At 72.2% G+C, this 25391-nt stretch carries 27 protein-coding genes and 1 pseudogene; 13 read left to right on the top strand and 15 right to left on the bottom strand.

Features of this window, described 5'->3' with window-relative positions:
* Positions 1–20 precede the first annotated feature (20 nt).
* The 3 genes from E1211_RS16625 to E1211_RS16615 all read right to left on the bottom strand — a co-directional run bounded on the left by E1211_RS16625 (position 21) and on the right by E1211_RS16615 (position 1304).
* Positions 21–563, bottom strand: a complete 543-nt coding sequence (locus tag E1211_RS16625) for a DUF1360 domain-containing protein (RefSeq protein WP_132349915.1) — start codon at positions 561–563, stop codon at positions 21–23.
* An 85-nt stretch (positions 564–648) separates the two neighbouring features.
* A complete protein-coding gene (locus tag E1211_RS16620; RefSeq protein ID WP_132349914.1) occupies positions 649–984 on the bottom strand; it encodes a hypothetical protein in 336 nt (111 codons plus the stop codon).
* Positions 984–1304, bottom strand: a complete 321-nt coding sequence (locus E1211_RS16615) for a DUF6158 family protein (protein ID WP_132349913.1) — start codon at positions 1302–1304, stop codon at positions 984–986. The genes E1211_RS16620 and E1211_RS16615 overlap by 1 nt, the downstream gene beginning before the upstream one ends.
* 130 nt (positions 1305–1434) lie before the next feature.
* On the opposite strand from E1211_RS16615, the gene E1211_RS16610 reads away from it, so the two are divergent.
* Complete coding sequence (locus E1211_RS16610; RefSeq protein WP_132349912.1) at positions 1435–1863, top strand: hypothetical protein; 429 nt, start codon at positions 1435–1437, stop codon at positions 1861–1863.
* 25 nt (positions 1864–1888) lie between these two features.
* Complete coding sequence (locus tag E1211_RS16605) at positions 1889–2215, top strand: DUF3817 domain-containing protein (protein ID WP_132349911.1); 327 nt, start codon at positions 1889–1891, stop codon at positions 2213–2215.
* A 19-nt stretch (positions 2216–2234) separates the two neighbouring features.
* Here the strand turns inward: E1211_RS16605 and E1211_RS16600 are convergent, their stop codons facing one another.
* Positions 2235–2717, bottom strand: coding sequence for a DUF6232 family protein (locus E1211_RS16600; RefSeq protein WP_132349910.1), 483 nt, complete (start codon positions 2715–2717; stop codon positions 2235–2237).
* Between the two features lie 542 nt (positions 2718–3259).
* On the opposite strand from E1211_RS16600, the gene E1211_RS16595 reads away from it, so the two are divergent.
* Entirely contained in the window at positions 3260–4231 is a 972-nt protein-coding gene (locus E1211_RS16595) for an NlpC/P60 family protein (RefSeq protein ID WP_132349909.1), read from the top strand.
* 70 nt (positions 4232–4301) lie between these two features.
* On the opposite strand, the gene E1211_RS16590 is transcribed toward E1211_RS16595, so the two are convergent.
* From E1211_RS16590 to E1211_RS16580, 3 genes are all read right to left on the bottom strand, one after another.
* Positions 4302–5291 (bottom strand): RNA polymerase sigma factor RpoD/SigA, encoded by a 990-nt coding sequence (locus tag E1211_RS16590; RefSeq protein ID WP_207915392.1) that lies wholly within the window; start codon positions 5289–5291, stop codon positions 4302–4304.
* Between the two features lie 506 nt (positions 5292–5797).
* On the bottom strand, positions 5798–6757 hold the full coding sequence (gene murQ, locus E1211_RS16585) for an N-acetylmuramic acid 6-phosphate etherase (RefSeq protein ID WP_132349907.1): 960 nt from the start codon (positions 6755–6757) through the stop codon (positions 5798–5800).
* Positions 6754–7668 (bottom strand): MurR/RpiR family transcriptional regulator, encoded by a 915-nt coding sequence (locus E1211_RS16580; RefSeq protein WP_132349906.1) that lies wholly within the window; start codon positions 7666–7668, stop codon positions 6754–6756. The genes murQ and E1211_RS16580 overlap by 4 nt, the downstream gene beginning before the upstream one ends.
* 290 nt (positions 7669–7958) lie before the next feature.
* Here E1211_RS16580 and E1211_RS16575 point away from each other — a divergent pair, with 290 nt between their 5' ends.
* Positions 7959–8651 carry an SDR family NAD(P)-dependent oxidoreductase gene (locus E1211_RS16575; RefSeq protein ID WP_132349905.1) on the top strand — a complete coding sequence of 231 codons (693 nt, stop codon included), beginning with the start codon at positions 7959–7961 and terminating at the stop codon, positions 8649–8651.
* A 103-nt stretch (positions 8652–8754) separates the two neighbouring features.
* Here the strand turns inward: E1211_RS16575 and E1211_RS16570 are convergent, their stop codons facing one another.
* A complete protein-coding gene (locus tag E1211_RS16570) occupies positions 8755–9462 on the bottom strand; it encodes a thymidylate kinase (RefSeq protein ID WP_132349904.1) in 708 nt (235 codons plus the stop codon).
* Between the two features lie 153 nt (positions 9463–9615).
* Here E1211_RS16570 and E1211_RS16565 point away from each other — a divergent pair.
* From E1211_RS16565 to E1211_RS32570, 4 genes and pseudogenes are all read left to right on the top strand, one after another.
* Positions 9616–10203 (top strand): annotated as a pseudogene (locus E1211_RS16565) (nucleotidyltransferase); the annotation flags it as partial.
* The gene (locus tag E1211_RS16560; protein ID WP_132349902.1) at positions 10200–10475 is read left to right on the top strand and encodes a hypothetical protein; all 276 of its coding nucleotides are present in this window, start codon (positions 10200–10202) and stop codon (positions 10473–10475) included. The pseudogene E1211_RS16565 and the gene E1211_RS16560, both read left to right, overlap by 4 nt.
* A 12-nt stretch (positions 10476–10487) precedes the next feature.
* Positions 10488–11246, top strand: a complete 759-nt coding sequence (locus tag E1211_RS16555) for a metallophosphoesterase (RefSeq protein ID WP_132349901.1) — start codon at positions 10488–10490, stop codon at positions 11244–11246.
* A gap of 6 nt (positions 11247–11252) precedes the next feature.
* Positions 11253–11396 (top strand): GPGG-motif small membrane protein, encoded by a 144-nt coding sequence (locus tag E1211_RS32570; RefSeq protein ID WP_165435832.1) that lies wholly within the window; start codon positions 11253–11255, stop codon positions 11394–11396.
* Between the two features lie 262 nt (positions 11397–11658).
* On the opposite strand, the gene E1211_RS16550 is transcribed toward E1211_RS32570, so the two are convergent.
* Positions 11659–12435, bottom strand: a complete 777-nt coding sequence (locus E1211_RS16550; RefSeq protein WP_132349900.1) for a M23 family metallopeptidase — start codon at positions 12433–12435, stop codon at positions 11659–11661.
* Between the two features lie 245 nt (positions 12436–12680).
* On the opposite strand from E1211_RS16550, the gene E1211_RS16545 reads away from it, so the two are divergent.
* From E1211_RS16545 to E1211_RS16525, 5 genes are all read left to right on the top strand, one after another.
* On the top strand, positions 12681–14024 hold the full coding sequence (locus E1211_RS16545; protein ID WP_132349899.1) for an ABC transporter substrate-binding protein: 1344 nt from the start codon (positions 12681–12683) through the stop codon (positions 14022–14024).
* Between the two features lie 68 nt (positions 14025–14092).
* Positions 14093–15142, top strand: coding sequence for a carbohydrate ABC transporter permease (locus E1211_RS16540; RefSeq protein WP_132349898.1), 1050 nt, complete (start codon positions 14093–14095; stop codon positions 15140–15142).
* 1 nt (position 15143) lies between these two features.
* Positions 15144–16109, top strand: a complete 966-nt coding sequence (locus E1211_RS16535; RefSeq protein WP_132349897.1) for a carbohydrate ABC transporter permease — start codon at positions 15144–15146, stop codon at positions 16107–16109.
* Positions 16110–16178: 69 nt separating this feature from the next.
* Positions 16179–17252 (top strand): LacI family DNA-binding transcriptional regulator, encoded by a 1074-nt coding sequence (locus E1211_RS16530; protein WP_132349896.1) that lies wholly within the window; start codon positions 16179–16181, stop codon positions 17250–17252.
* A 76-nt stretch (positions 17253–17328) separates the two neighbouring features.
* Positions 17329–18990: an alpha-amylase family glycosyl hydrolase gene (locus E1211_RS16525; protein WP_132349895.1), complete on the top strand. Its 1662-nt coding sequence runs from the start codon at positions 17329–17331 to the stop codon at positions 18988–18990.
* A gap of 42 nt (positions 18991–19032) precedes the next feature.
* Here E1211_RS16525 and E1211_RS16520 read toward each other — a convergent pair whose 3' ends face one another.
* From E1211_RS16520 to xylA, 6 genes are all read right to left on the bottom strand, one after another.
* The gene (locus E1211_RS16520; protein WP_132349894.1) at positions 19033–19785 is read right to left on the bottom strand and encodes a GNAT family N-acetyltransferase; all 753 of its coding nucleotides are present in this window, start codon (positions 19783–19785) and stop codon (positions 19033–19035) included.
* Between the two features lie 227 nt (positions 19786–20012).
* A complete protein-coding gene (locus E1211_RS16515; RefSeq protein ID WP_132349893.1) occupies positions 20013–21455 on the bottom strand; it encodes an MFS transporter in 1443 nt (480 codons plus the stop codon).
* Between the two features lie 62 nt (positions 21456–21517).
* Positions 21518–21808: a hypothetical protein gene (locus E1211_RS33440; RefSeq protein ID WP_243709556.1), complete on the bottom strand. Its 291-nt coding sequence runs from the start codon at positions 21806–21808 to the stop codon at positions 21518–21520.
* A gap of 15 nt (positions 21809–21823) precedes the next feature.
* Positions 21824–22633 carry a DUF5925 domain-containing protein gene (locus tag E1211_RS16510; protein WP_243709555.1) on the bottom strand — a complete coding sequence of 270 codons (810 nt, stop codon included), beginning with the start codon at positions 22631–22633 and terminating at the stop codon, positions 21824–21826.
* Between the two features lie 93 nt (positions 22634–22726).
* Positions 22727–24178, bottom strand: coding sequence for a xylulokinase (gene xylB / locus E1211_RS16505; protein WP_132349892.1), 1452 nt, complete (start codon positions 24176–24178; stop codon positions 22727–22729).
* A 10-nt stretch (positions 24179–24188) separates the two neighbouring features.
* Complete coding sequence (gene xylA / locus E1211_RS16500) at positions 24189–25376, bottom strand: xylose isomerase (RefSeq protein WP_132349891.1); 1188 nt, start codon at positions 25374–25376, stop codon at positions 24189–24191.
* Positions 25377–25391: the final 15 nt, after the last annotated feature.

Genomic DNA, 25391 nt, shown 5'->3' with positions numbered 1-25391 from the left:
CGCCGGCCCCTCGTCGTCGGCTAATCCTCGTGTCGCCCGCCGGCCTCGGCGGCCTGCTGCGCGACCGCGTACCCCATCTGGAGGAAATCGGACGCGGCGACCGCGGTCAGCGCCGTGGCCACCAGGCGGGTGAGCCGCGGCAAGAGCACCAGGCCGCCGGTGAGTCCGGTGGCGACCCAGACCGCGAGGCAGAACGGGCAGCTGAGCAGCTCCCCGATCGCGTGCCGGGTGGAGCTGCCCGAGTCGCGGACCTGCTCCATCACCTCGCCGCTGCCGATGGGCCGGTCGTAGCGGGTGAACGGGGCGCGCAGCGGGCTGGTGATCGCGTCCTTCGACAGCAACCGGCTCAGTTTGTGGGTGGCGATGCTGAGCAGCACCACGTCGGCCGGTGCGGGACGTTCGGGCACCGGTCGGCCGGTCGCCCGGACCAGACCCGCGATCGCCCCGGTCACCCCGGCGTACGCGCCCATCGCCGCCAGGTAGCCGCCCAGCGGGCGGTGCTCGTGCGGCGCGTACGCCTGGCGCAGCCGCGTCGCCTTCTTCCTCAAGCCGTAGGGGGTCACCCGGCCTCCTCGATCTCGCCTGCTGCGCTCCGCCGACGGCTCGCCGGCGGTTCCGGCCCTGACGACCGGCGGGGTGGTCCGCGGGTCAGCCCGCCTGGAGGTTGTCGGCCACCTCGCGGGCCAGGCTGTCCAGCGCCTCGGCGGCCAGCCGGTCGGCGTCCTGCCCGCCGGATCCGCCGGAGAGGTCGAACCGGATCCGCGCGCCACCGGAGTCCTCCGGGTCCACCCGGATCTCCGCCGTCAGCTCGCCCGGTGACGAGGTCCGCCACCGGGCACACAGCTCCTCGCCGCGGATCTCCGGCGTCGGGGTGCTGTCGGTACGCAGGAACGGGGGCAACCAGGCGGCGGCCCGGTCCGGGTCCGTCGCGGTGTTGAAGACGACCTCGGGCGGCGCGGACATGCCACGCTCGGCGTGCGCCATCACTCGTCCCGCAGCCGGCTCGGGTCGATCTCCCGGCTCGGGTACCGGGCCAGGTACTCGGTCTCCAGCTCGGCGGTCCGCCGCAGGTGGTGGGCGAGGGCCGAGTCCGCCGCGTGCCGCAGCGTGTCGAGCCGGGTCCGGTGCAGGCTGTGGATCTCGCGGAACAGGTCCTCGTCGGTCAGCTCCGCGGGGTCGACACCGAGCTCGCCGTCGAGGCCGGGGCCGAGTGTGGTGGGGTCGGCGAGGTGGTCGCCGCTCCACTCGATGACCCGCTCCTCCGGGCTGGCTCCACCGCCGGGCGGGTAGCCTTCCTGTCTCATCTGGCCCCCTGGGTCTCGTCTGGGCTGGCGTCTAGACGTTTGCCCAGACCGGGTGGCACCAAACGTCCCGGAGCCATGACAACTACGACACCTCGTCGGAGAGCGCCGGGTGTGCCGGTACCCTCGACGCATGAAGCGGCTCTGGACCCCGGCGTGGATCGCACGCCACGTGGCCTCGGTCGTACTCGTCGTCGCGTTCCTCGCGCTGGGCTGGTGGCAGATCAGCCGGGCCGCCGGTGGCAACACGCTCAGCTGGGCGTACGCCTTCGAGTGGCCGATCTTCGCGGGGTTCGTGGTCTTCGTCTGGTGGCGTGAGGCGCGACACACGCTGCGCGGTGACGAGCCGCAGCGGCGCGCCGAGCCGGTCGTCGACGGCGAGTCCGCCGTCGGGGAGGCGGCTCCGGCGACGCGACCGGTGGTACGCCGGCCCGTCCGGGTGACCCGCGTTCCGGCGGTCGCGCAGGGCGGGGAGGACGACGCCGACCTGGCCGCGTACAACCGCTACCTGTCATGGTTGAACGCCAACCCGGGCGCTCGGCCCGGTGACTATCCCGGCTGAGCCGGGTTCGGAAGGACGGACAGAGGTGGGCGGAGCCCTTACCCGGTACCGCGTGATCGCCTGGATCGTGGGCGTGGTGCTGATCGTGCTGGTCGTGATCGGTATGCCGCTGAAGTACCTCTTCGACAGCCCGGTCGTCGTCGAGACGGTCGGCCCGGCGCACGGCTTCCTCTACATGATCTATCTGGTGGCCGCGTTCGACCTGTCCCGCCGCGCGGACTGGCCGCTGAAGCGGATGCTCGGCGTGATGCTGGCCGGCACGGTGCCCTTCGTCTCCTTCTACGCCGAGCGCCGGGCGACCGCCTGGCTCGACCGCCCGGCCGAGCGGACGCCGGAGCCGATCGCCGGCTGAGCCGGCGGGTCGCCCCGGCTCAGCGGCGAGGCCGCCACGGGTCGGCCGAGGCGAGCGGCTCGTTCCACCCGCCGTACCGGTTCATCTCCCGGGCCCGCAGCAGGGCCCGGGTGACCTGACCGAACTGCCGCTCGTCGTCGGCGCTGAACAGCAGCACCTCCTCGCCCCGGTACACCCCCCACAGCTCGTACGCCGGGGGCCGCCAGCGGTCACCGGCCAGCGCCAGCAGCGCCGGCACCAGCAGCACCGCGCCGAAAATGAGGTACGCGCCGGCGGTGAGCCGTTGCAGCCCGCCCGTGAAGCCGAGCAGCAGGCCGACTCCGCCGATCATCGCCCCGCTGGTCGCCACCGCCCGTACGGCGATCCGGTCGTGCGGCCCGCGGGTGCTGCGCAGGTGGGTGAGGTGGGCGACCCGGTAGGTGTTACGGCCGACGGTGAACCTGTCGATCGTCACGACGATGCCGGGGCGGGCGTAGAGCAGAGTGTTCCGGGCGCCGGTCACCCTCGGTGATCCCGGTGCTCGTGTGGTCGCGCCTTCAGGATTCACGGCTTCCTCCCGGGGCGTCCATCGGGTCGACCCGTCCCGGCTCCGCTCATCAATGCCGATCGACGGGAATCCCGGCTACGGCTTCATTGTGTTGCCGTCCTGCCAGCTCAGATCGGGTTTTGCCGGACCGCGTCGGTAGGCCGGAGCGGTACATGGCCAGGAATGGGAATCCATTTCCGTCTTTATCGGTTATGGGGCGCCACAATCCGGCGGCATACGTCCAGAACGACGAAGTTCATTGTCTGGGCAAATGCCACAACCCCGGCGCGCCCCAGGCGCGACCGCCTCGTTAATGATCACAGTGGGTCACCTGCCGCAGGTGGCACTTGCTACCACTTTGCCAACAGACGTCCCGACTTCCACTGCGGATCACTCCCGTCCCGGGTTAGGTTGAGCGAGCCGGCCCGGCCCAGTGCCCACCATCCGGAGGGCCCCGGCCCGGTGCCACCGGGGGCGTCAGCACCCGCCGGTGGCCGTGGGAGAGGAGCCTTCCGCTCTTGTCATCCCTGAGAAGACTGCTGCGCACACTGGCGGTCACCGGCCTCTCGGCCGCGCTGGTCGCACCGGCCACGGCGGCCCGGGCAGAGCCCTCGCCCGCCGACCTCAACCGCCAGATCGAGCGCTCCTCGACGGAACTGGAGCGGGTCGTCGAGTCGTACAACAAGCTCCGTGAGGACATCAAGACCAACAAGGCCGCTGTGGACCGATTACAGGCCCGCATCGGCCCGCTGGAACAGCAGACCGAGCAGAGCCGGGCCGACGTCGCGGAGATCGCCGCGACGGCGTACAAGACCGGCGCCCTGCAGACCGCGGACGCGCTGCTGCGTCCCGGCGGCTCGGCGGCCATGCTCGACCGCCTCGGCACGATCGAGCACCTGACCCGGCAACGCCAGGCGCGGATCTCCGGGTTCACCGAGAGCCAGCGTCAACTGGTCGACGAGAAGACCCGGCTGAACAAGGTGCTCTCCCGGCAGGACGCCCAGGCGCGGGCGTTGGCCACCACCAAGTCCCGCATCGAGCGGGACCTCGACCGCCTCTACGACCTGCGCCGCGCGGCGTACGGCCGGGCGACCGAGGCACCCACCGCGAAGCCCGCCCCGGACCGCCAGGCACCCGCCGTCTCCGGGCAGGCGGGAGTCGCCGTCCGGTACGCCTACGGCGCGATCGGGAAGCCGTACGCCTGGGGTGGCTCCGGCCCCGACGGCTACGACTGCTCGGGCCTGACCTCGGCGGCCTGGCGGGCGGCCGGGAAGTCGCTACCGCACAACGCCCGGATGCAGTGGGGCGCGGTGGCGCACATCGGCCGGGGCGAGCTGCGCCCGGGTGACTTGGTCTTCTACCGCGGGCTCGGGCACGTCGCCCTGTACGTCGGCGACGGCCAGGTGATCGACGCGCCGAGCGCCGGCCGCAACGTGCTCAAGCGAGGCATGAACATGATGCCGATCCAGGGGTACGGCCGGGTGCGCTGATCCCACCCGAACGGCGAACGGCCGGCGTCCCCCTATCGGACGCCGGCCGCTCGCCGTCTTCGTCGATGCCTCAGGCCGCCTGGAGCCCCTCCGCCCGGGCCAGCTCACGAAGCCGGCCGAGGGCCTGGATCTCCAGCTGCCGGATCCGCTCCCGCGAGAGCGAGAACCGCGAGGCGACCTCGGTGAGCGAGTGCTCGCGGCCGTCCTCCAGCCCGTAGCGGGCCCGCATGATGCCGGCCGAGCGGTCGTCGAGGTGATTGAGCAGGCCCTCGATCCGCTGCCGCTCCAGCCCGGTCAGGACGATGTCCTCCGGCGACGGGGCGTCACTGTCGGCCACCAGGTCACCGAGGTTGGTGTCGCCGTCGTCGCCGACCGGCGTGTCCAGCGACACGGTGTCCTGCGACCAGCGCACCAGCTCGTTGACCCGCTCGACGGTCACGCCGAGGGCCGCCGCGATCTGCTCCGGCTCCGGGTCGCTGCCCAGCTCGCGGGTGAGCTGACGGGCCACGTTGCGCATCCGGTTGACGTCCTCCACCAGGTGCACCGGCAGCCGGACCGTGCGCTCCTGCTGGGCGATCGCCCGGCTGATCGCCTGACGGATCCACCAGGTGGCGTAGGTGGAGAACTTGTAGCCCCGCTCGTAGTCGAACTTCTCGACCGCCCGGACCAGGCCGGTGTTGCCCTCCTGGATCAGATCCAGCATGGGCATCCCCGAGCGCACGTAACGTCGGGCGATCGACACGACCAGCCGGAGGTTCGCGCGGATGAAGAGGTCCTTCGCCCGCTCCCCCTCGACGACCAGCCGCTCCAGGTCGTCACGGGCGACGCCGTCCGGGACGCGGTCCTCGTCGAGCAGGTGCTCGGCGTAGAGGCCGGCCTCGATCGCCTTGGAGAGATCGACCTCCTTGGCGGCGTCCAGCAGCGGCGTCCGGGAGATCTCGTGCAGGTAGACGCCGACCAGGTCACGCTCCTCGGCGACCTCGTCGGTTCGCATGCCGATGTTCTTGTCCACGTTGCCCACGGTCCCCTCGCTCGCGCCGGTTGCCCGGTTCCTTGCCATCCCCACGTCCATCAGCCCTCCCCCGCGACTTCCGCTGTGCCCGTCGGTGGTGACACCTACACAACAGTTGAGACGTGTCGGGGATTCCATGTCGTGAGTCGAAACTGTCACGAATGCCTGAGTAGTAGCTGAAAGCGCGGTCCACGTTTGCTGTCAGCACCCCGCCGGGTGGCTCGCCTTGGGCACCACGTACGGGCTGTGGCACGACCGCTCACCGTCGCCCCTGATATGGCAGCATTGCGAACACGAGGGGGACAGCGACCCGGGTCACCACCAGGGGTGCGATCCTGGTCACTGCCGAATACGCACCGATGGGCGGGGCGGTTCATCCACGGAGTTGGTATTACCCCGCGCCTCTGTGAACAATCCGGAGCCGGTTTCTATGCCCGCTCGTCGCGCTGGTGACCGACCGGCTCGAACGACCCCCGAAGCGGTGACGTCCGGCTCGGATCGCCCCCGCCGCGCTCCGTGCTCAGGGTGAGGAGGTGGCTACCCTTCGTGCCGGTTCAGGAGGCGAGCAGGGTGAGCGCCCCGCGCACCTGGTCCTCGGCGCGGGCGAGGGCGGCCCGGGCAGCCGGCACCCCGACGCCGGAGACCAGGGAGACCAGGGCGGTCTTCAGGTCACCGTCGGCCTCGTTGAGGGCCCGCCGGGAGACCTCCTCCGAGCAGCCGGTGGCCTCGATCAGGATCGAGATCATCCGGCCACGGAGCTTGGCGTTGGTGGCCACCATATCGATCATGAGGTTCGAGTAGACCCGGCCCAGCCGAACCATGACGGCTGTGGAGAACGCGTTCAGCACCAGCTTCTGCGCGGTGCCCGCCTTCATCCGGGTCGACCCGGTCACCACCTCCGGTCCGGTATCCACCCCGATGAAGACGTCCACCGACCGGGCGGCCTCCGCCTCCGGATTGGCGCAGAGCAGCACCGTCGAGGCGCCCTTGGCGCGGGACGCGGCGAGCGCCCCGAGGACGTACGGGGTGCGGCCGCTGGCGGCCAGACCGACCACCAGGTCACCGGCGCGTACGCAGTCGGCGGCTTCGGCCGCCCCGCCCCGGTCGTCGTCCTCGGCGTTCTCCACGGCCCGCCACACGGCCTCCGGCCCGCCGGCGAGGTGGGCGCAAACCCAGTCCCGGGGCGAGTTGAAGGTGGGGGCGAGCTCGGCGGCGTCCAGCACACCGAGGCGGCCCGAGGTGCCGGCGCCGAAGTAGTGCACCCGCCGCCCGCCACGCAGCGCCGTGACGGCCAGGTCGACCGCGGCGGCGATCTCGTCGAGCACCTCGGCGACGGCGGCCGGCACCACCCGATCCGCCTCGTTGATCACCGCGAGCACGTCCCGGGTGGACATCAGGTCCAGGTCGGCGCTGAGCGGGTTGCGGCGCTCGGTGGGCGCGCCCACCCGGACGACCGGACGGGTGTCCGGGGCGGGCGACGACACCTCATCCGGCTCCACGGCGCCGGTGGTCACGCCCGCCTCCGTCCGCCGCCCACCCGGTGGGACTGGACGGCCTCGGCGGTCACTTCGAGGGCCTTCTTGGCGCGGGCCCGGTTGCGGGCGGCCACCCCGACGAAGAGGCAGTCGACCACGGTGAGCTGGGCCAGCCGGCTCGCCATCGCCCCGGACCGGTAGGTGGTCTCCCGCGCCGCCGTGGTGAGCACGTAGTCGGCGACCTCGGTGATCGGCGAGCGGGGGAAGTTCGTCAGCGCGACGGTGGCGGCGCCCCGGGCGCGGGCCTGCTCCAGCACCTCGATGACGTCGGAGGTGGTGCCGGTGTGCGAGATGCCGAGGGCCACGTCGCCCCGGCCCAGCAACGCGGCCGAGGTCAGCGCGGTGTGCACGTCGGGGAAGTAGAACGCGGTGCGGCCGATCCGGTGCAGCTTCTGCTGGAAGTCGGAGGCCACGAAGCCGCTGGCGCCGGCGCCGTAGACGTCGATCCGGCCGGCGCCCGCGATCGCGTCGACCACCCGCTCGCAGACGGCCGGGTCGAGCTGCTCAGCGGTCTCCTCGACCGCGCGCGCGTCGTTGAAGGCGATCGTCGCGATGATCTGGGCCAGATCGGCGCCGGGCGGGATGTCGCCGCCGACCACCCGGGCGTCGGGCGGCTCGATCCGGCGGGCGGCCTCGGCGGCGAGCCGGATGCGCAGCTGCGGATAGCCGTCCATGCCGACGGAGCGGCAGAACCGGATGACCGTCGCCTCGGAGGTTTCGGCTGCGGTGGCGAGGTCCGTGATGGTCCGGCGCGCGGCGTCGGCCGGATCGGCCACGACCAGTCGGGCGACCCGCTGTTCGGCCGGCGACAGCGACGGAAGCAAGCCACTGATGTGGACGATCAGCCCACCGGGCTCGTGACTCGCAGAAATCTTCGGACTCTTCGCCACGGATGAAACTTACTTTCACGAGGCGTGAGCGTCAACCATGGCTCCGCGTGTTGAGGGACGTACCGCCGACCGTGGTCCACCATCCGGGACAGCGTGCCACCATCGGCGGGCCGGCGCGTCAGCCGCCGGGCCGGGACCGCCGTCCCGCGACGCGGACGGCGACACGGCCATCCGGTCCGCTCCAACCGTACGGCGTCGCACGGCGTCCGGTCCGGCAGTCCGGGATCGGACGACCCGGCGTCGCCGGCACCCGCGCGACGCGCCGTTCTCGGCGGCGCTAGCGTGGCCGCATGGCAGGACAGAGTGTGCTCGTCACCGGCGGAGCAGGCGGGCTGGGCTCGGCGGTCACCGCCGCGTTCGCCGAGGCCGGCTGGCGGGTGGTCGCACCGGTGCGCCGCGCTCACCCCACCGTGGAGCCGGCGGGTGACGGCGTGCACCGGCTGGTCGCGGACCTGAGCGACCCGGACGACGTGGCCCGGGCCGTGCGGGCGGCCGCCGACGACCCGGACGCGCCGCTGCGCGCGGTGGTCAACCTGGTCGGCGGGTACGCCGGCGGCGGGCTCGTGCACGAGACGCCGGTCGAGGAGTTCGAACGGATGATCACCGTCAACCTGCGCCCCACCCACCTGGTCACCCGGGAGGCGCTGCCGCACCTGGTGGCGGCCGGCGGTGGGGCCGTGGTCTGCGTCTCCGCCCGCGCCGCGCTCAGCCCGTTCTCCGGCGCGGCCGGCTACGCGACCGCCAAGGCGGCGGTCCTCGCCTTCGCCAACGCGGTGGCCGTCGAGTACCGGCGCTTCGGGGTGCGGTGCAACACCGTGCTGCCGAGCGTCATCGACACGCCCGCCAACCGGGCCGCCCAGCCGGACGCCGACCACTCGCGCTGGGTCGCCCCGGCCGAGATCGCCACGGTGATCCGGTTTCTCGCCTCCGACGAGTCCGCGCCGACGAGCGGCGCGGCAGTGCCCGTCTACGGCCGCGCCTGAGTCGGGCCCCCGGCCGGAGGCCGGTCCACGGCCGCACCTGAGCCGGTCGCCGGCTGCGGCCGGGGCCGGGGCCGGGCTGTGGGGCCACCGTGTCCCCGGTGGGTCACGCCGATCTCAGTGACTCCGGGTGGATCTCCCGACCGCCGGGCGGGCGGGGCGATGGCGCGGCGGCCTCGTCGGCGCCGAACCAGTCCGCGAGGTGGTGGCGGATCTGCCGGGACACCTCGTCGGCCGGCCGTCCCGCGTCCACCAGGATGAACGTCGGGTACTCCGGCAGGGTCCGGTACGCGGTGTCGGCGGCGGCGAGCCAGCCCAGCGTCTCGTGGTCGGTGCCGCGACGCTCGATCCGCCGGTACGCCTCCGCCGGGTCGAGGGAGAGCAGGAAGGTCACCTGCGGCTGCGGGAAGACCCGGTAGCCGACCCGGGCCAGCCGCTCCCACCGGTGCCCGCCGTGCGCCCGGATGCTCGCGTACTGGCAGGCGGAGTAGCGGTCCATCACCGCCGTGCGGCCGGTGACCAGGCAGCTGACCAGGGCGAGGGCGATGGCGAGCCAGCGCAGCACGGACTCCACCGCGAGCAGCCCGTCCCGGCCGACCAGCCGCTGCGCGTCCGGGCGACCCAGCCGCTGGGCGATCCGACCCAACCAGCGCCGGCCGCCGGCGTTGCGATGGTAGGTGGCGGGCCGCCCCGCCGCGACGAGCGCGTCGGCGAGCCGGTGCGCCTGGGTGGTCTTGCCCGATCCGTCGATGCCGATCAGGGCGACGCTGCGCAACCGGCCTCGGCGCCGTCGCGCCCGCAGTGATCTGACCACCTTGCACAGGCTATCGGACCGCCGCTCTCCGCTGCGGCGTTATATGCGGGTTACTCCCGTTTCGCACCGTCCCGCCACCGGGGCAGGTGTGGGTGACCCGAATGCCGGGTATCGAAGTCGGAATCAACCGCCTGTTACGACCGACGGGAGAGCCAGATGGCAGAGCGCGGGGACGAGAGTCTTCTGCACACCCTCAAGAAGGTCGCCGCCGTGCTCAAGCAGTCCGAGATCCCCTTCGCCCTCGGCGGCAGCTTCGCCGTGTACGCGCACGGAGGTCACTCCAGCGACCACGACGTCGACTTCCTGATCCGCGAGGTCGACGTCGAGCCGGCCATGACGGCGCTCGTGGAGGCGGGCTTCACCGCCGAGTACCCGCCGGAGGACTGGCTGGTGAAGGTCTACGACGACGAGCGGATGGTGGACCTCATCCACCGGCCGATCGAGACGCCGGTGACCGAGGAGACGTTCGCGGACACCGTGGTCCGGCCCGTCGACGCCATCCACATGCCGGTGCTCTCCGCCACCCAGCTGATGGTGCACAAGCTGCTCAGCTTCTCCCAGCACTACTGCGACTTCGCCAGAGGCCTGCCACTGGCCCGCTCGCTGCGGGAGCAGATCGACTGGGATCGGGTACGGAAGGAGACGCAGCACTCGCCGTACGCCGAGGCGTTCCTGGTGCTGCTGGACCGGCTGGAGGTGGTGCCGTACTCCGGCACCCCGGCAGAGGAGGGGACATCGTGACCCAGCACCGTGACACCGGCCTCGGGCCGCCGGACGAGTACCTGGAGGCGGAGATCCACCGGCTGCTGGCCGAGGACCCGTCCGTCGCCGAGCAGGGCATCACCGTCGTCCGCCGGGAGACCGGCCTCGTGCTCTACGGCGAGGTGGAGAGCTCCCACCGGCGCGAGGAGATCCTCCGCCGGGTCGCGGAGCGCTTCCCGGACCTGCCGGTCACCAGCGAGATCGGGGTGGTCCGAACCGAGGCGCCGACGCAGATCGAGCAACTGCCCTGAGGAGGTTCCACGGTGATAAGGATCGCTGCCGTCGGTGACGTGCACCTCGACGAGGACGTGGTGGGCCGGTTCCGGCCGGCCCTGGAGGAGCTGCCCGACTGCGCCGACGCGCTGCTGCTCGCCGGCGACCTGACCCGGCACGGCACCGAGGCGGAGGCGCGTTGCGTGGCCCGCGAGTTCGGCGGGCTGGGGGTGCCGGTGATCACCGTGCTGGGCAACCACGACCATCAGTGCGACCAGGTGCCGCAGGTGGTCAAGGTGCTGGAGGACGCGGGCATCACCGTGCTCGAGGGCAACGGCGTGGTGCTCGACTGCGCCGGCGGCCGGCTCGGAGTGGCCGGGGTGAAGGGCTTCGGGGGCGGCTTCGCCGGCCGCTGCGCCAGTGACTTCGGCGAGCCGGAGATGAAGGCGTTCGTCCGGACCACCACGGAGAGCGCGGACCGGCTGGCCGACGCGCTGCACAGCCTCGACTGTGACCTGCTGGTGGCGCTCACCCACTACGCGCCGGTGCCGGACACGCTCGCCGGCGAGCCGCTGGAGATCTACCCGTTCCTCGGCGCGTACCAGCTCGGCCAGGCGATCGACTCGGCGCCGACCGCGCTCGCCCTGCACGGGCACGCGCACGCCGGCAGCGAGCGCGGCACCACGCCGGGCGGGGTCCGCGTCCGCAACGTCGCGCACCCGGTGATCAAGCAGGCGTACAGCGTCTTCCACCTGGGCGACGACCTTGATCAAGGCGAGGTTTCGCGTTTGACCGCCTCGGGTACCTGATCCGCCATGGAGCTGATTCTCTGGATTCTCGCGGTCGTACTGGTCGTTGCCGGCATCCTGGCGCTGTTCCGCCGGCAGATCCTGTGGGGCATCGTCCTCATCATCGTCGGGCTGCTCGTCGGCCCGGGCGGCGTCAGCATCTTCAATTGACGCCACCCCACCTCACCACCACTGGACCCGCCGGGGTCGTCGTGGCCGGTTCTCCGTCCTCCCGACAGGAGCACCCGCCACGGCGGCCCCGGCGCCGTAGCATCCGGACCCGGTCGCTGCTCCGCGCTGATCGCGCCGGCCGACCGGCCGGTGTGCCGGGTCGGCGCCGTCGCCCGAATCCCTGATCGTCCCGGGCCGTCGTCACGGTCTCCGCGCCGACGGCCGGCGGGCCCGGCCGGTTCGGCCGTGCCCGCCGGTCAGGTCAGCATCGGGGCACGCCCGGGATGAACCCGTCGTGCCCGGTGTAGACGTACGCGTCGGAGATGAACCGGCCGGAGCCGATCCGGTCCCAGATGGAGCTGGTGCCGTAGGTGCCGGTGACGGTGGTGCCCGTGGTCTGGCAGTGGATGGTCACCTGGGCGCCGTCCGCCACCGTGCCGACCGCGGAGTAGCCGGTGCCGGGCCCCGAGCGGACGGTCAGCGGGGTCCCGCTGGTGTTGACCGTGCCGGTGGCGGTGCCGCCGGACGAGCACCCGTTGTCGCTGGTGTAGTTCCTCGTCCCCCAGTAGAGGGCGAGCGTGCCGTTGAACCGGACCTGGATGTCGCCGCCGTTGAGGCGCTGCTCGTAGTGCAGGTGCGGGCCGGTCGAGCCGCCGGTGCTGCCGACCCAGCCGATCACCCTCCCGTAGCCGACCGCCTGGCCGACGGAGACGTTGAAGCCGTTCAGGTGGGCGTAGTACGTGTGGTAGCCGCCCGGGTGGCTGATCCGGACGTACTTCCCGTAGCTCGTGCCGCCGAGGTCGGTCACCCGGTCGACGGTTCCGGGCGCGCTGGCGACCACCGGGTCACCCAGATCGTCGGTGCGGTTGAAGTCGACCGCGTTCGCCGGGCTGTGGTTGGTGCGCGTCTGGCCGGACCAGACCTGACCGCACGGGAAGGGCACCTTGAAGGTCGGGGCGGCCATCGCCGGGGTCGCCGGCACCAGGGTGCCCGCGACCAACAGACCGGCCGCTACCAGGCTGAACCACCGCTTACGCATCCAGCTCCTCCTATGTCGAAATCCTTCAATGGAACACATACAGCCTGACAGATATCGACAGCGATCGAAAGAGGGCGGAATTCAGCCATGGGAGCGTGCCCATAAGCGTTCGGAAGGTTTCCGGATCGTTACTCGGTCGTGTCTGACAGGGGGTGGACCGCACGCCATGCAAGCGCTTACATGTTGGGACGCCCATCGGACCGGCGCCGGTACACGTGACCGCGCCGGCAAGAAAGGAGGACGGCATGGCGGTCTTTGCCAGACCACGCCAGGCCTTCGTGATCGCCGGCGTACTGGGCCTGGCGCTCAGCGCCAGCGCCTGCGGCACCGGCAACGACAAGGGAAGCAGCAACGCGGACTCCGCCGAGTGCGCCGCGTACGACAAGTACAAGGGCCACGACGGCAAGAAGGTGACCATCTACTCGTCGATCCGCGACCTCGAGGCCGACCGCCTCGACGAGTCCTGGAAGACGTTCGAGGACTGCACCGGGATCGAGATCGACCACGAGGGCAGCCCCGAGTTCGAGGCCCAGCTCCCCGTGCGGGTCGACGGCGGCAACGCCCCCGACCTGGCCTTCATCCCGCAGCCGGGTCTGCTCAAGCGGTTCGTCGACTCGGGCAAGCTGAAGCCGGCCAGCGCCGACACCAAGGCGATGGCCGAGCAGAACTACTCGCCCGACTGGCTGAAGTACAGCACCGTGAACGGCCAGTTCTACGGCGCCCCGCTCGGCTCGAACGTGAAGTCCTTCGTCTGGTACTCCCCCAAGATGTTCAAGGAGAAGGGCTGGACCCCGCCGACCACGTGGGACGACCTGATCAAGCTCAGCGACACGATCGCGGCCAGCGGCATGAAGCCGTGGTGCGCCGGCATCGAGTCCGGTGAGGCCACCGGCTGGCCGGCCACGGACTGGATCGAGGACCTGATGCTGCGGACGCAGACCCCCGAGGTCTACGACCAGTGGACCACCCACGGCATCCCGTTCAACGACCCGAAGGTCGCCGAGGCGGTCGACCGGGCCGGCACCATCCTGAAGAACGAGAAGTACGTCAACGGCGGCTTCGGCAACGTGAAGAGCATCGCCACCACCGCCTTCGGCGAGGCCGGCCTGCCGATCACCACCGGTAAGTGCGCGCTGCACCGCCAGGCGTCCTTCTACGCCAACCAGTGGCCCGAGGGCACCAAGGTGGCCGAGGACGGCGACGTCTTCGCGTTCTACTTCCCGGCCATCGACCCGGCCAAGGGCAAGCCGGTCCTCGGCGGCGGCGAGTTCGTCGCGGCCTTCGCCGACCGGCCCGAGGTGCAGGCCGTCCAGACCTACCTGGCCTCCGGCGAGTACGCCAACAGCCGCGCCAAGATCGGCGACTGGGTGTCGGCGAACAAGAAGCTGGACCTGGCCAACGTCCCCAACCCGGTGGACAAGCTCTCCGTCCAGATCCTGCAGGACCAGAGCACCGTCTTCCGCTTCGACGGTTCCGACCTGATGCCGGCCGCGGTCGGCGCGGGGACGTTCTGGAAGGGCATGGTCGACTGGATCAACGGTAAGGACACCGCGTCGGTGCTCCAGGGCATCGAGAGCAGCTGGAAGTGATCTGAACCGGTGGGCCGGCTCGCGTGACGCGGGCCGGCCCACCGGCCAACAAGGACCTGGGAGGGTCGATGGAGTTCGACTTCGCGGAGGAACAGCCGAAGTTCCTCATGCTGATGTACGGGCTGATCGCTTTCGTCGCGGTGGTGGGCGGTCTGCTCCTGCTTCTCGACGTGGTGCCGGCCTGGTTCGCCCGCCGGCGGGAGGCGCGGCTCGTCGCCGTCTCCGCCAGCGGCGCCCCGCTCCCCCGCAGGCCGAAGCAGCGGGAGGGTTTCTTCGCCCTCTTCTTCCTGCTGCCGACACTGCTGCTGCTCACCGTCGGGCTGGTGGTTCCGGCCATCCGCACCACGCTGCTCTCCTTCATGAACGGGAACAGCACCAGCTGGGTGGGGTTGCGCAACTACGGCTGGATCTTCTCCGAGGGCACGATCGTCCGGGTCCTGATCAACAGTCTGGTCTGGGTGCTCCTCGTACCGCTCGTCGCCACCGCGTTCGGCCTGATCTACGCCGTGCTGGTGGACAAGGCCCGCTTCGAGGCGGTCGCCAAATCACTGATCTTCCTGCCGATGGCCATCTCCTTCGTCGGCGCCAGCATCATCTGGAAGTTCGTCTACGCGTACCGGGGCGACGAGCAGGAGCAGATCGGTCTGCTCAACCAGATCGTGGTCAGCCTCGGCGGCGAACCCAAGCAGTGGTTGCTCGAATCACCGCTGAACACGCTGCTGCTGATCGTCATCATGATCTGGATCCAGGCCGGCTTCGCCATGGTGGTGCTCTCCGCCGCCATCAAGGCCATCCCCGCCGACATCGTCGAGGCGGCCCGGCTCGACGGGGTCAGCCCGTGGCAGATGTTCTGGCAGATCACCATGCCGAGCATCCGCCCCGCGCTGATCGTCGTGGTGGTGACCCTGTCGATCGGCACGCTCAAGGTCTTCGACATCGTCCGGACCTCGACGAACGGCAACTACGACACCAGCGTCATCGCGAACGAGATGTACAACCAGGCGTTCCGCTACGGCGAGAACGGGCAGGGCTCCGCGCTCGCGGTCCTCCTCTTCGTCCTGGTGATCCCGATCGTGATCTACCAGATCCGCAACCTCCGTCAGCAGCGGAAGGGCTGAGATGACCACCGCCACGCCCACGATCGCCGCCGGTACCCAGCAGACCGACGGGCCGAGGACCGTCGCCGGGCGGGTCCGCAAGCGGCTGAACAGCCGTACGGCCACCCTGGTGTCGATCGTCATCGCGCTCGTCTGGACCGTTCCGACCTTCGGCCTCTTCATCTCCTCGTTCCGGCCGGAGGACCAGATCAAGACCACCGGCTGGTGGACGTTCTTCACCAACCCGCAGTTCACCCTGGAGAACTACCAGGAGGTCCTGTTCGGACGCTCGTCCTCGTCCGGGCAGCTCGCCAGTTACTTCATCAACTCGCTGGCGATCACCATCCCGTCGGTGCTCTTCCCGCTCGCCTTCGCGGCCCTGGCCGCGTACGCGCTGGCCTGGATCAACTTCCGGGGGCGGGACTGGCTCTACATCGCGATCTTCGCGTTGCAGATCGTGCCGCTGCAGATGGCCCTGGTGCCGCTGCTGAAGTTCTTCTCCACCGGCGTCACCGTCGCCAGCGTCCAGGTGCTGCCGGCCTGGGACCTGGTCGACGAGCAGAAGTTCGCCCAGGTGTGGTTCGCGCACACCTGCTTCGCCCTTCCGTTCGCCGTCTTCCTGCTGCACAACTTCATCTCGCAGCTGCCCGGCGACCTGATGGAGGCGGCCCGGGTCGACGGGGCCAGCCACCCGAAGATCTTCCGCACCATCGTGCTGCCGCTGATCACCCCGGCGCTGGCCGCGTTCGGCATCTTCCAGTTCCTCTGGGTCTGGAACGACCTGCTGGTCGCGCTCATCTTCGCCGGGGGCGGAAACGAGACCGCTCCGCTCACCGTACGGCTGGCCGAGATGGCCGGTACCCGCGGCAACGAGTGGCAGCGACTCACCGCCGGCGCGTTCGTGTCGATCGTCGTACCGCTGGTGGTGTTCCTGTCCCTGCAGCGCTACTTCGTGCGAGGACTCCTCGCCGGCAGCGTGAAGGGCTGAGGCACGCCGTCCGCCGCCGTCCGCCGCTGGGCGGGCGGCGGCGGACGCGGCCACGGAGCTGGGGGAACCGTGACCACGATCGATGATGTCGCCCGGTTGGCCGGGGTCTCCACGGCGACCGTCTCGCGGGCCCTGCGCGGGCTACCGACGGTCTCGCCCGCGACCCGCCACCGGGTTCTCGCCGCCGCCGAGAAGCTGCAGTACGCCGTCTCGCCGAGCGCCTCCCGTCTGGCCGGCGGCCGGACCGGGACGATCGCCGTGGTGGTCCCGCAGATCACCCGCTGGTTCTTCGCCACCGTCGTGGAGGCGGTCGAGAAGTTCCTCCACGAGTCCGGCTACGACCTGCTGCTCTACAACCTCGGCGGCCGTGAGCAGTCCCGGCAGCGGGTGCTGCGGACGGCGAACCTGCACAAACGCGCGGACGCCATCATGCTGGTCGCCACCCCGCTCTTCCCCGCCGACGTCAGCGCGCTCACCGCGCTGGACGTGCCCGGCGTGACGATCAGCTCGGGCACACCGGTACCCGGGTGGCCCTGCGTACGGATCGACGACCTGAACACGGCGCGGACCGCGACCCGGCACCTGCTCGACCTCGGTCATCGCCGGATCGCGCACATCTCCGGCTACCCCCACGACGAGCTGGCCTTCACCGCCCACGCCGAGCGGCGACGCGGCTTCCAGGCGGCACTGCGGGCGGCCGGGCTGCGGCCCGACCCGAGCCTGGACGTGGAGTCGCAGTTCACCATCGCGGGCGGCACCCGGGCCACCGCCGAGCTGCTGGCCCGGGGCGAACCGCCGACCGCGATCGTGGCCGCCTGCGACGAGATGGCGATGGGCGCGCTGGCGGCGCTGCGCGACGCAGGGCTGCGCGTACCGCAGGACGTCAGCGTGATCGGGATCGACGACCACGACCTCTCCGGTGTGCTCGGCCTGAGCACCGTGGCCCAGCCTGCGGCCGAGCAGGGCCGGCTGGCCGCCCGCATCCTGCTCGACCCCCTCGGCGGGCACGCCCTCGGCGCTGTCGACGGCCGGCCACTGACCGCCTCCGGTCCGGCCCGGTCGTCGGACCCCCAGAACCCGCCGGTGATCCTGCCCACCCGGCTGGTGGTGCGTGAGTCGACCGCGCCACCACGGGCACACTGAACGGACCCGCCCGGCAGCGACGCCGAGGCACACGCCGCACACGCACGACACACGGGAGAAGGCCCTGAACAGCAACGTGAACACGGAAGACCCGTCCGGCGGCCCGATCACCGGCTGGTGGACCGAAGCGGTCATCTACCAGATCTACCCACGCTCCTTCGCCGACGCCGACGGGGACGGCATCGGGGACCTGCCCGGCATCACCGCCCGCCTCGACCACCTCGTCGAGCTCGGGGTCGACGCGGTCTGGCTCTCCCCGTTCTACCCCTCGCCGCAGGCGGACGCGGGGTACGACGTGGCCGACTACCGCGACGTGGACCCCCTCTTCGGTCGGCTGCCGGACGCCGACACGCTGATCGCCGAGGCGCACTCGCGCGGCCTGCGGGTGATCGTCGACCTGGTGCCCAACCACACCTCCTCGGCGCACCCCTGGTTCACCGCCGCGCTCGCGGCCGCACCCGGCAGCCCCGAACGGCACCGGTACGTCTTCCGCGACGGCCGGGGTCCGGACGGCGAGCAGCCGCCGAACGACTGGCAGAGCGTCTTCGGCGGTCCGGCGTGGACCCGCGTCGTCGAGTCGGACGGCCGGCCCGGCCAGTGGTACCTGCACCTGTTCGACACCGGCCAGCCGGACCTGAACTGGGACACCCCCGAGGTGCGCGCCGAGTTCCTCGACGTCCTGCGGTTCTGGCTCGACCGGGGGGTGGACGGCTTCCGGGTCGACGTGGCGCACGGCCTCATCAAGCAGGCCGACCTGGCCGACTGGCAGGAGCCGCAGGAGATCCTCTCCGGGAACGAGGAGGACCGGCCCCGTCCGCCGATGTGGGACCAGGACGGGGTGCACGAGATCTACCGCGACTGGCGGCGGGTGCTGGACGGCTACCCGGGTGAGCGGATCCTCGTCGCCGAGGCGTGGGTGGAGCCGGCCGAGCGGCTGGCCCGCTACGTGCGGCCGGACGAGATGCACCAGGCGTTCAACTTCGAGTACCTCCTCGCCGCCTGGACGGCGCCCGCCCAGTACGCGGTGATCACCCGCTCGCTGGAGGCGACCGACTCGGTGGGGGCGCCCACCACCTGGGTGCTCTCCAACCACGACGTGGTGCGGCACGCCTCCCGGCTCGGCCTGCCCGTCGGCACGCCGCGGCCGAACGGCATCGGCGTCGGCGACCCGCAGCCGGACGCCGCGCTCGGCCTGCGCCGGGCCCGGGCGGCCACCCTGCTGATGCTCGCCCTGCCCGGCTCGGCCTACCTGTACCAGGGCGAGGAGCTGGGGCTGCCGGAGCACACCACGATGCCCGACGAGGCCCGCCAGGACCCGACCTGGGCGCGCAGCGGCCACACCCAGCGTGGCCGGGACGGCTGCCGGGTGCCGATCCCGTGGGAGGCTGACGCGCCGTCGTACGGCTTCGGGCCGACCGACGCGAGCTGGCTGCCGCAGCCGGCGATCTGGGCCGAGTACGCGCTGGACCGGCAGCGGGAGGTGCCCGGGTCGACGTACGAGATGTACCGGACGGCGCTGCGGCTGCGCCGGGAGCACGGGTTGGGCCACGGCACGCTGCGCTGGCGGGAGTCCGGCGACGCCGTGCTGACCTTCGACAACGGCGGCCTCACCGTGCTCACCAACTTCGGCGAGGCGGCGGTGCCCCTGCCGGCGGGCGCCGAGGTGCTGCACAGCAGCGAGCCGCTGACCGACGACGGGGCGGTACCGACCGACGTCACGGTCTGGTTCCGGGCCTGACCCGGGGTGGGGTCTCCGGCCGCGGCCGGAGACCCCACCGCGTCAGCCGAGCCGGAGGTAGAGCCGCTTGCCGACCGGGCGGTAGCCGACGCGCTCGTACACCCGCCAGGAGTCCGGGCCGGAGGCCTCCAGCCAGGCGTGCTCGCCGCCCGCGGCGAAGACCCGCTCGGTGATGGCCGCCGTCAGCGCGCCCGCGATGCCCCGGCGGCGGTACGCGGCACGCACCGCGATGCCGCCGACCTCGCTGACCCCCGCACCGAGCACGGACGCCTGCCCGCCCCCGACGCACTCGCCCTCGGCGGTGCGCGCCGACAGCACCGGGGCCCCGATCTCCTGCAGCCGTCGGATCCGGGCGACGTCCGCCGCGGTCGCCACCGCCTCACCGCCGAAGGCCTCGTTCTGGGCGGCGACGACCGCCGCGCGGTCGCCGTCCGTTGCCGGCACGGCGAGCTCCACGCCGTCCGGTGCCGCCGGGACGGCCAACGCGCCGGGCGAGCAGACGAGGTAGTCGTGGCGGGCTTCCACGGTGAACCCGGCGGCGCGCAGTTGCGCCTCCAGGCCCGGCGCGCAGGCGGTGACGTACTCCAGGCGAGGAATCCGCCGGATGTCGCGGAACGCCGCGACGAGCGCCTCGACGTCCGCGCCGGTGATGGCGGCGTCGGGCTGGGGCGTGGCGTAGTTGATGTGCGGGCTCTCCGTCGTCGGGTCCCACCCGAGAACGAACGGACCGATCTCGACGACCTGGGGACGTCGGGTGAGCTGGGCGACGACGGAACGCTGGACGATGCTATCCATGATCATTTCAACCTTCGAAGGGCAGCAGGTACCGGTGCGACGGGATGTGGGCCGCTTCGTGAAGGGTGATGCTCGACGCCGACCGTCCGAAACGGTCAGGCTTCGCCGGGCACCCGGCGGCCGCGCTGGCTCGCCGTGACCATGGACTTCATTCCTTCGGTGAGGGGCGCGCGGAGATCCGCGCGCAACGATCCTGCGAGACGGGACGATCGGGTGTCAAGCGGAAATCAGCCCGCCGCCTGCCGGCGCACCGCCTCGCCGCGGTCGTGCAACAACCCCCGCACCGCCGCGATGTCGGCCGGTGAGGTGCGTGCGGCGAGCCAGTACATGACGCCGGTGGGCACGAAGAAGAGCTGGAACGCGGCGAGCCCGACGGCGTAATTCAACGGCGGCGGAAAGGCCGCCTGCAACACCGGGAAGGACGCGCCGACCAGCCCGTTGCCCGCCGCCCGGCCGACACCGTTGACCAGGTTGCCGAGGCTGTAGACCGTGCCCCGGTGCTCCGGCGGGTTGACGTCGGCGATGAGCGCGAACCAGTTCGGTGAGTTGGCCGAGGTGAGGGCGAGCGCGAAGAGGGCGGTGAGCAGGCTGAGCCCGACCGTCGGCTCGGTGACCACGCTGGCCAGCACCGCCGCGACCACCGCGCCGGTGCTCGCGCCGTCCGGCACGTCGATGCGCATCGGCACGAAGAACAGCACCAGGTAGAGCGGCACCGCGGCGAGGACACCGACCGCCGCGACCAGAGCGCGCCCCCGAGGCGTACGGCGCTGCACCGCATCGCCGACCAACCCGCCCACGATCGAGAAGACGCCGCCGAGCTGGAACAACGTGGCGAAGACGCTGCCCACCACCACGGCGGTGGCGGCCGAGAGACCCTGGGCCTCCGCTCGCTGGGCGAAGAGCACCGGCAGCCAGACCAGGGAGCCGAACGCGGCCTGCGCGGTCAGCCCCTGCAGGACGAGCCACCGGTTGGTCCGCCGGGAGAGGATCCGCGGCAGGTCAGCCCGGCTGATCCGGTAGTCGTAGTCCGCCCCCGCGGCGAGCGCGTCGACCAGCTCCGGCTCGCTCTGGCCGCGCCGGATGTCGTACGTGAACAGGTACAACACCGCCGCCGTCAGGCCGACGACGGCGAGTACCAGGAACGGCCGGCGCCAGTCCACGTTCCCGAGCAGGCCGGCCACGAGCGTCCCCGCCAACGTGCCGACCCCCTGGGACAGCCCCCAGAAGCTCATCACCAGCCCGCGGCGGCGGGGCGAGATCAGGTCCGTGACCACGGAGAACCCGACGGAGCCGACCGCGCCCAGGCCGACCGCCGCGACCACCTGCGCGACCAGGAAGGTCAGGTAGTTCCCGGCGAGGGCACTGCCCCCGGTGCCCACCGCCCAGATCAGCGTGCCCGCCATGAGCAGCGGCTTGCGGTTCGCCCGGTCGCCGACGTACGCCCAACCGACCGCCGCCGCCGCGCTCACCACGAACGTCGCCGCGGTGACCAGGCCGAGCAGCCGGTCCGGCACCTCGAACCCGTCGGCGATCGGGCCGTACAGCGGCGGGACCAGCCCGATCGCCACGTTGTCGAGCGAGGCGAGCAACACGAAGACCACGACGCTGTAACCGCGGTGCAGGGGCGTGCCGCCCCAGGCACGCGACATCCCGGCCCGGCTCATGGTCATGGGTGGCAGCCAAGCAGCCCGAGGTCACGAGCGGGTGACGGCCCGCCGTGGTGGGTGCGGGTTCACAGGTAACCGCCGATCGTCACCACCGGATCGGAGACGACCGGAGCGCCGGCACGGAGCGCGTACAACTCGGCGAGGGTCGCGCCGCCAGCCGGCACACCGCCGGTGCCGCCCAGCCAGGTCGTCGCCTCGGCGTACGACAGCGGCCCGACCTCGATCCGGGCCAGGCACCGGCCGGGCCGGACGACCGCCGGGTGGAGCCGGGACAGGTCCTCGTTGGTGGTGATCGCGACCAGTACGTTGCGGCCCTGACCGAGCAGCCCGTCGGTCAGGTTGAGCAGTCGGGACAACGCCTGCCCGGCCGTCTACCAGGCCTCCCCCCGGATCAACTCGTCACAGTCCTCCAGGATCAGCAGCCGCCACCGCCGCTCCGGGGCGTCGGCCTCGTCCTCGTCCTCCGACTCGCCGACCGCGACCTCCGACAGGTACGCCGGATCCGCGAACAGCTCCTCCGGGTCGAGGACGCAGTCGACCTGGCACCACGCCCGCCACTGCTGGGCCAACGCGCGCAACGCCGTGGTCTTGCCGGTGCCGGGCGGCCCGTGCAGCAGCAGCAACCGACCCGACACGTCCGCGGTGGTCAGCCCCATCAGGTCCGTCAACGCAGCGCCCGCGGCGGCCGGATAGTTCGGCCGGATGGCCGCCCAGGCCGGCGCCTTGATCCGGCGGCTGTCCCGCTGCGCGCCCCGGCGCTGGTTGTGGTGCCAGAACCCGATCGACACGGTGCCGGCCTCCACCGGCTCGGCGCCGTCCTTGACGATCTCGTCCAGCACGCCCGCCCCGGTCTCGGCGTCGACCGCGGTGACGGTCACCTCCGCACCCCGACCCCGCCAGTTGACCACCCGCAACGTCCACCCGTCGCCGGCGGCGAGGCGCGCGACCTTGTTGCGCTCGATGGCCGTGCGGATCAGGCGGGCCCGGTGCGGCAGCAGTTCCGTCCCGGACCGGAGCTTGGCGAGCCGCACGGTCCGGGCCCAGGGATGCCGGCCGCTCACGAACTCGTCGAGCAGAAGGGAGTCCACCACGTCACACGGACTGTCGACGTCGTCGTACTGCATCACCGGCAGCGGCGGGGCGCCCGCCGGATCGGTCGGTGGCAGGGGTGAGGTAGGCACGCAGGGATCATCGCCAACGGGTGTGGCCCGCGTACAGCCCATTACGGCCGGGCCGGGGCCGGGGCGGGCGTGGGTGGCCCGCCCCGGCCCTCGTCAGCGCTCGATCACGTGGTCCCGGGCGGCGGCGTACCGCTCCCGGATCGCGGGGACCGGCTCGGCGGCGTACTCCTCGGTGCCGTCGAGACGCCACGCGGGCGGCCGGTCGCCACCCACTGCGACCCACGCGGCCTGGCGTGCGGCGCCGTCGGCGACGTACTCGCCGGGCGGCGGCACGACCACGGGGCAGCCGAAGACCTGCGGCGCGATCCGTCGTACCGCGATCGAGCGGGCACCGCCGCCGACCAGGATCACCCGGCGGACCTCGGCGCCCTGGGCGACGAGGGCGTCGAGCCCGTCGGCGAGCGCGGCGAGCATCCCCTCCACGGCGGCCCGGGCGAGGTGGGCCGGGGTCGAGTTGCGCAGGGTCAGCCCGTGCACGGCGCCGGTGGCGGTGGGCCGGTTCGGCGTCCGCTCCCCCTCCAGGTAAGGGACCATCACCAGCCCGTCCGCCCCGGCCGGCGCGGCGAGCGCGAGGTCGGCCAGTTCGTCGAGGTCGACCCGCAGCATCGACGCGGCGGCGTCCAGCACCCGTGCCGCGTTGAGCGTGCAGACCAGCGGCAGGAAGCGGCCGGTGGCGTCGGCGAAGCCGGCCACGATGCCGGTGGGGTCGGCGGACGGTCCGGAGGCGACGCTGAACACGGTGCCCGAGGTGCCGATAGAGACCACCACGTCACCGGGACCGGCGCCCACGCCGAGCGCCGCCGCCGCGTTGTCGCCGGTGCCCGCCCCGAGCAGCACACCGCTGCCGGCCGGCCCGGCCGGGGTGCCGTCGGCGGCGAGCGCGCCCGGGTGCAGCTCACCCGCGACCTCGGCCGGGCCGAGCACCGTCGGCACCTGGAGGCGCCGACCGAAGGCCCGCTCCAGCAGGTCGAACCGGTACGTCCCGGTGGCCGGCGACCAGTAGCCGGTGCCACTGGCGTCGCCGCGATCGGTGCGCAGGCCGGCGAGGCCGGGGGCCCCGGCCAGCCGCCAGGTGAGCCAGTCGTGCGGCAGGCAGACGGCGGCCACCCGGGCCGCCTGCTCCGGCTCGTGCCGGGCCAGCCAGCGCAGCTTGGTGACCGTGAAGCTGGCCACCGGCACGCTGCCCACCGCGTCCGCCCAGAACCGCCGGCCGGTCTCCCCGCCGCCGGCCTCGCCGACCAGGTCGTCGGCCGCGCCGGCCGAGCGGGTGTCGTTCCAGAGCAGCGCCGGACGGACGACCTGGCCGGCCTCGTCCAGGGCGACCATGCCGTGCTGCTGGCCGCCGACCGAGACGGCCGCGACGTCGTCCAGCCCACCGGCGGCGGCGACCGCCGCCCGCAGCGCCGTCCACCATGCGGCCGGGTCGACCTCGGTGCCGTCCGGATGCGGGGCGCGGCCCTGGCGGACCAGCGCGCCACTCTCCGCGTCCCGGATCACGACCTTGCACGACTGGGTGGACGAGTCCACCCCCGCTACGAGCGGCATGGCGACCGCCTCAGCGCGCGCCGAGCAGGTGCTCGACGGCGAGCTGGTTGAGCCGGACGAAGCCGAAGCCACGCGCGGCGGCGGCGTCCACGTCGAACTCCTCGAACGCCGAGCGGTCGTTCAGCAGCTCGGCGTAGGTCTCCCCGTCGCCCAGGGTCGGCGTGGCCAGCTCGGCGACCTTGCTGGCGGCCAGCGCCTCGGCGACCTCGGGGTCGGCGCGGAACGCGGCGGCCCGCTCCTTGAGCAGCAGGTAGGTCGCCATGTTCGCCTCGGCCGACGCCCAGACCCCGGCGATGTCCTCGGTGCGGGAGGGCTTGTAGTCGAAGTGCCGGGGGCCGTCGTACGCGGGGCCGCCGCCGGGACCGCCGTTCTCCAGCAGGTCGACCAGGGCGAACGCGTTCATCAGGTCACCGTGGCCGAAGACCAGGTCCTGGTCGTACTTGATGCCGCGCTGACCGTTGAGGTCGAGGTGGAAGAGCTTGCCCTGCCAGAGCGCCTGGGCGATGCCGTGGGCGTAGTTCAGCCCGGCCATCTGCTCGTGGCCGACCTCGGGGTTGAGGCCGACCAGCTCCGGGTGGGCCAGGGTGGAGATGAAGGCGAGCGCGTGCCCGACCGTGGGCAGCAGGATGTCACCGCGCGGCTCGTTCGGCTTCGGCTCGAGCGCGAACCGCAGGTCGTACCCGCGGTCGACGACGTACTGGGTGAGCAGGTCGACGGCCTCGCGGTAGCGCTCCAGCGCGGCGCGGACGTCCTTGGCGACGTCGTACTCGGAGCCCTCGCGGCCGCCCCACATCACGAAGGTCTTGGCGCCGAGCTCGGCGGCGAGGTCGACGTTGCGCAGCACCTTGCGCAGCGCGTAACGGCGGACGTCGCGGTCGTTGCTGGTGAAGCCGCCGTCCTTGAAGACCGGGTGGGTGAAGAGGTTGGTGGTGACCATCGGGACGACCATGCCGGTCTCGTCGAGGGCCTTGCGGAACCGGGCGATGTGCTGGTCGCGGGTGGCGGCGTCGGCGCCGAACGGGATCAGGTCGTCGTCGTGGAACGTGATGCCGTACGCGCCGAGCTCGGCGAGCCGGTGCACCGCCTCGACCGCGTCCAGCTCGGGACGGGTGGCGTCGCCGAACGGGTCCCGGGCCGGCCAGCCCACGGTCCAGAGCCCGAAGGAGAACTTGTCGGCGGGGGTGGGACGGGGTGCCATGGCAGCCTCCGAGGG

Source organism: Micromonospora sp. 15K316 (genome assembly GCF_004348525.1).
Taxonomy (GTDB): domain Bacteria; phylum Actinomycetota; class Actinomycetes; order Mycobacteriales; family Micromonosporaceae; genus Micromonospora.
Note: the sequence above shows the minus strand (reverse complement) of the source record. Positions and strands in the feature narration are given on the sequence as shown.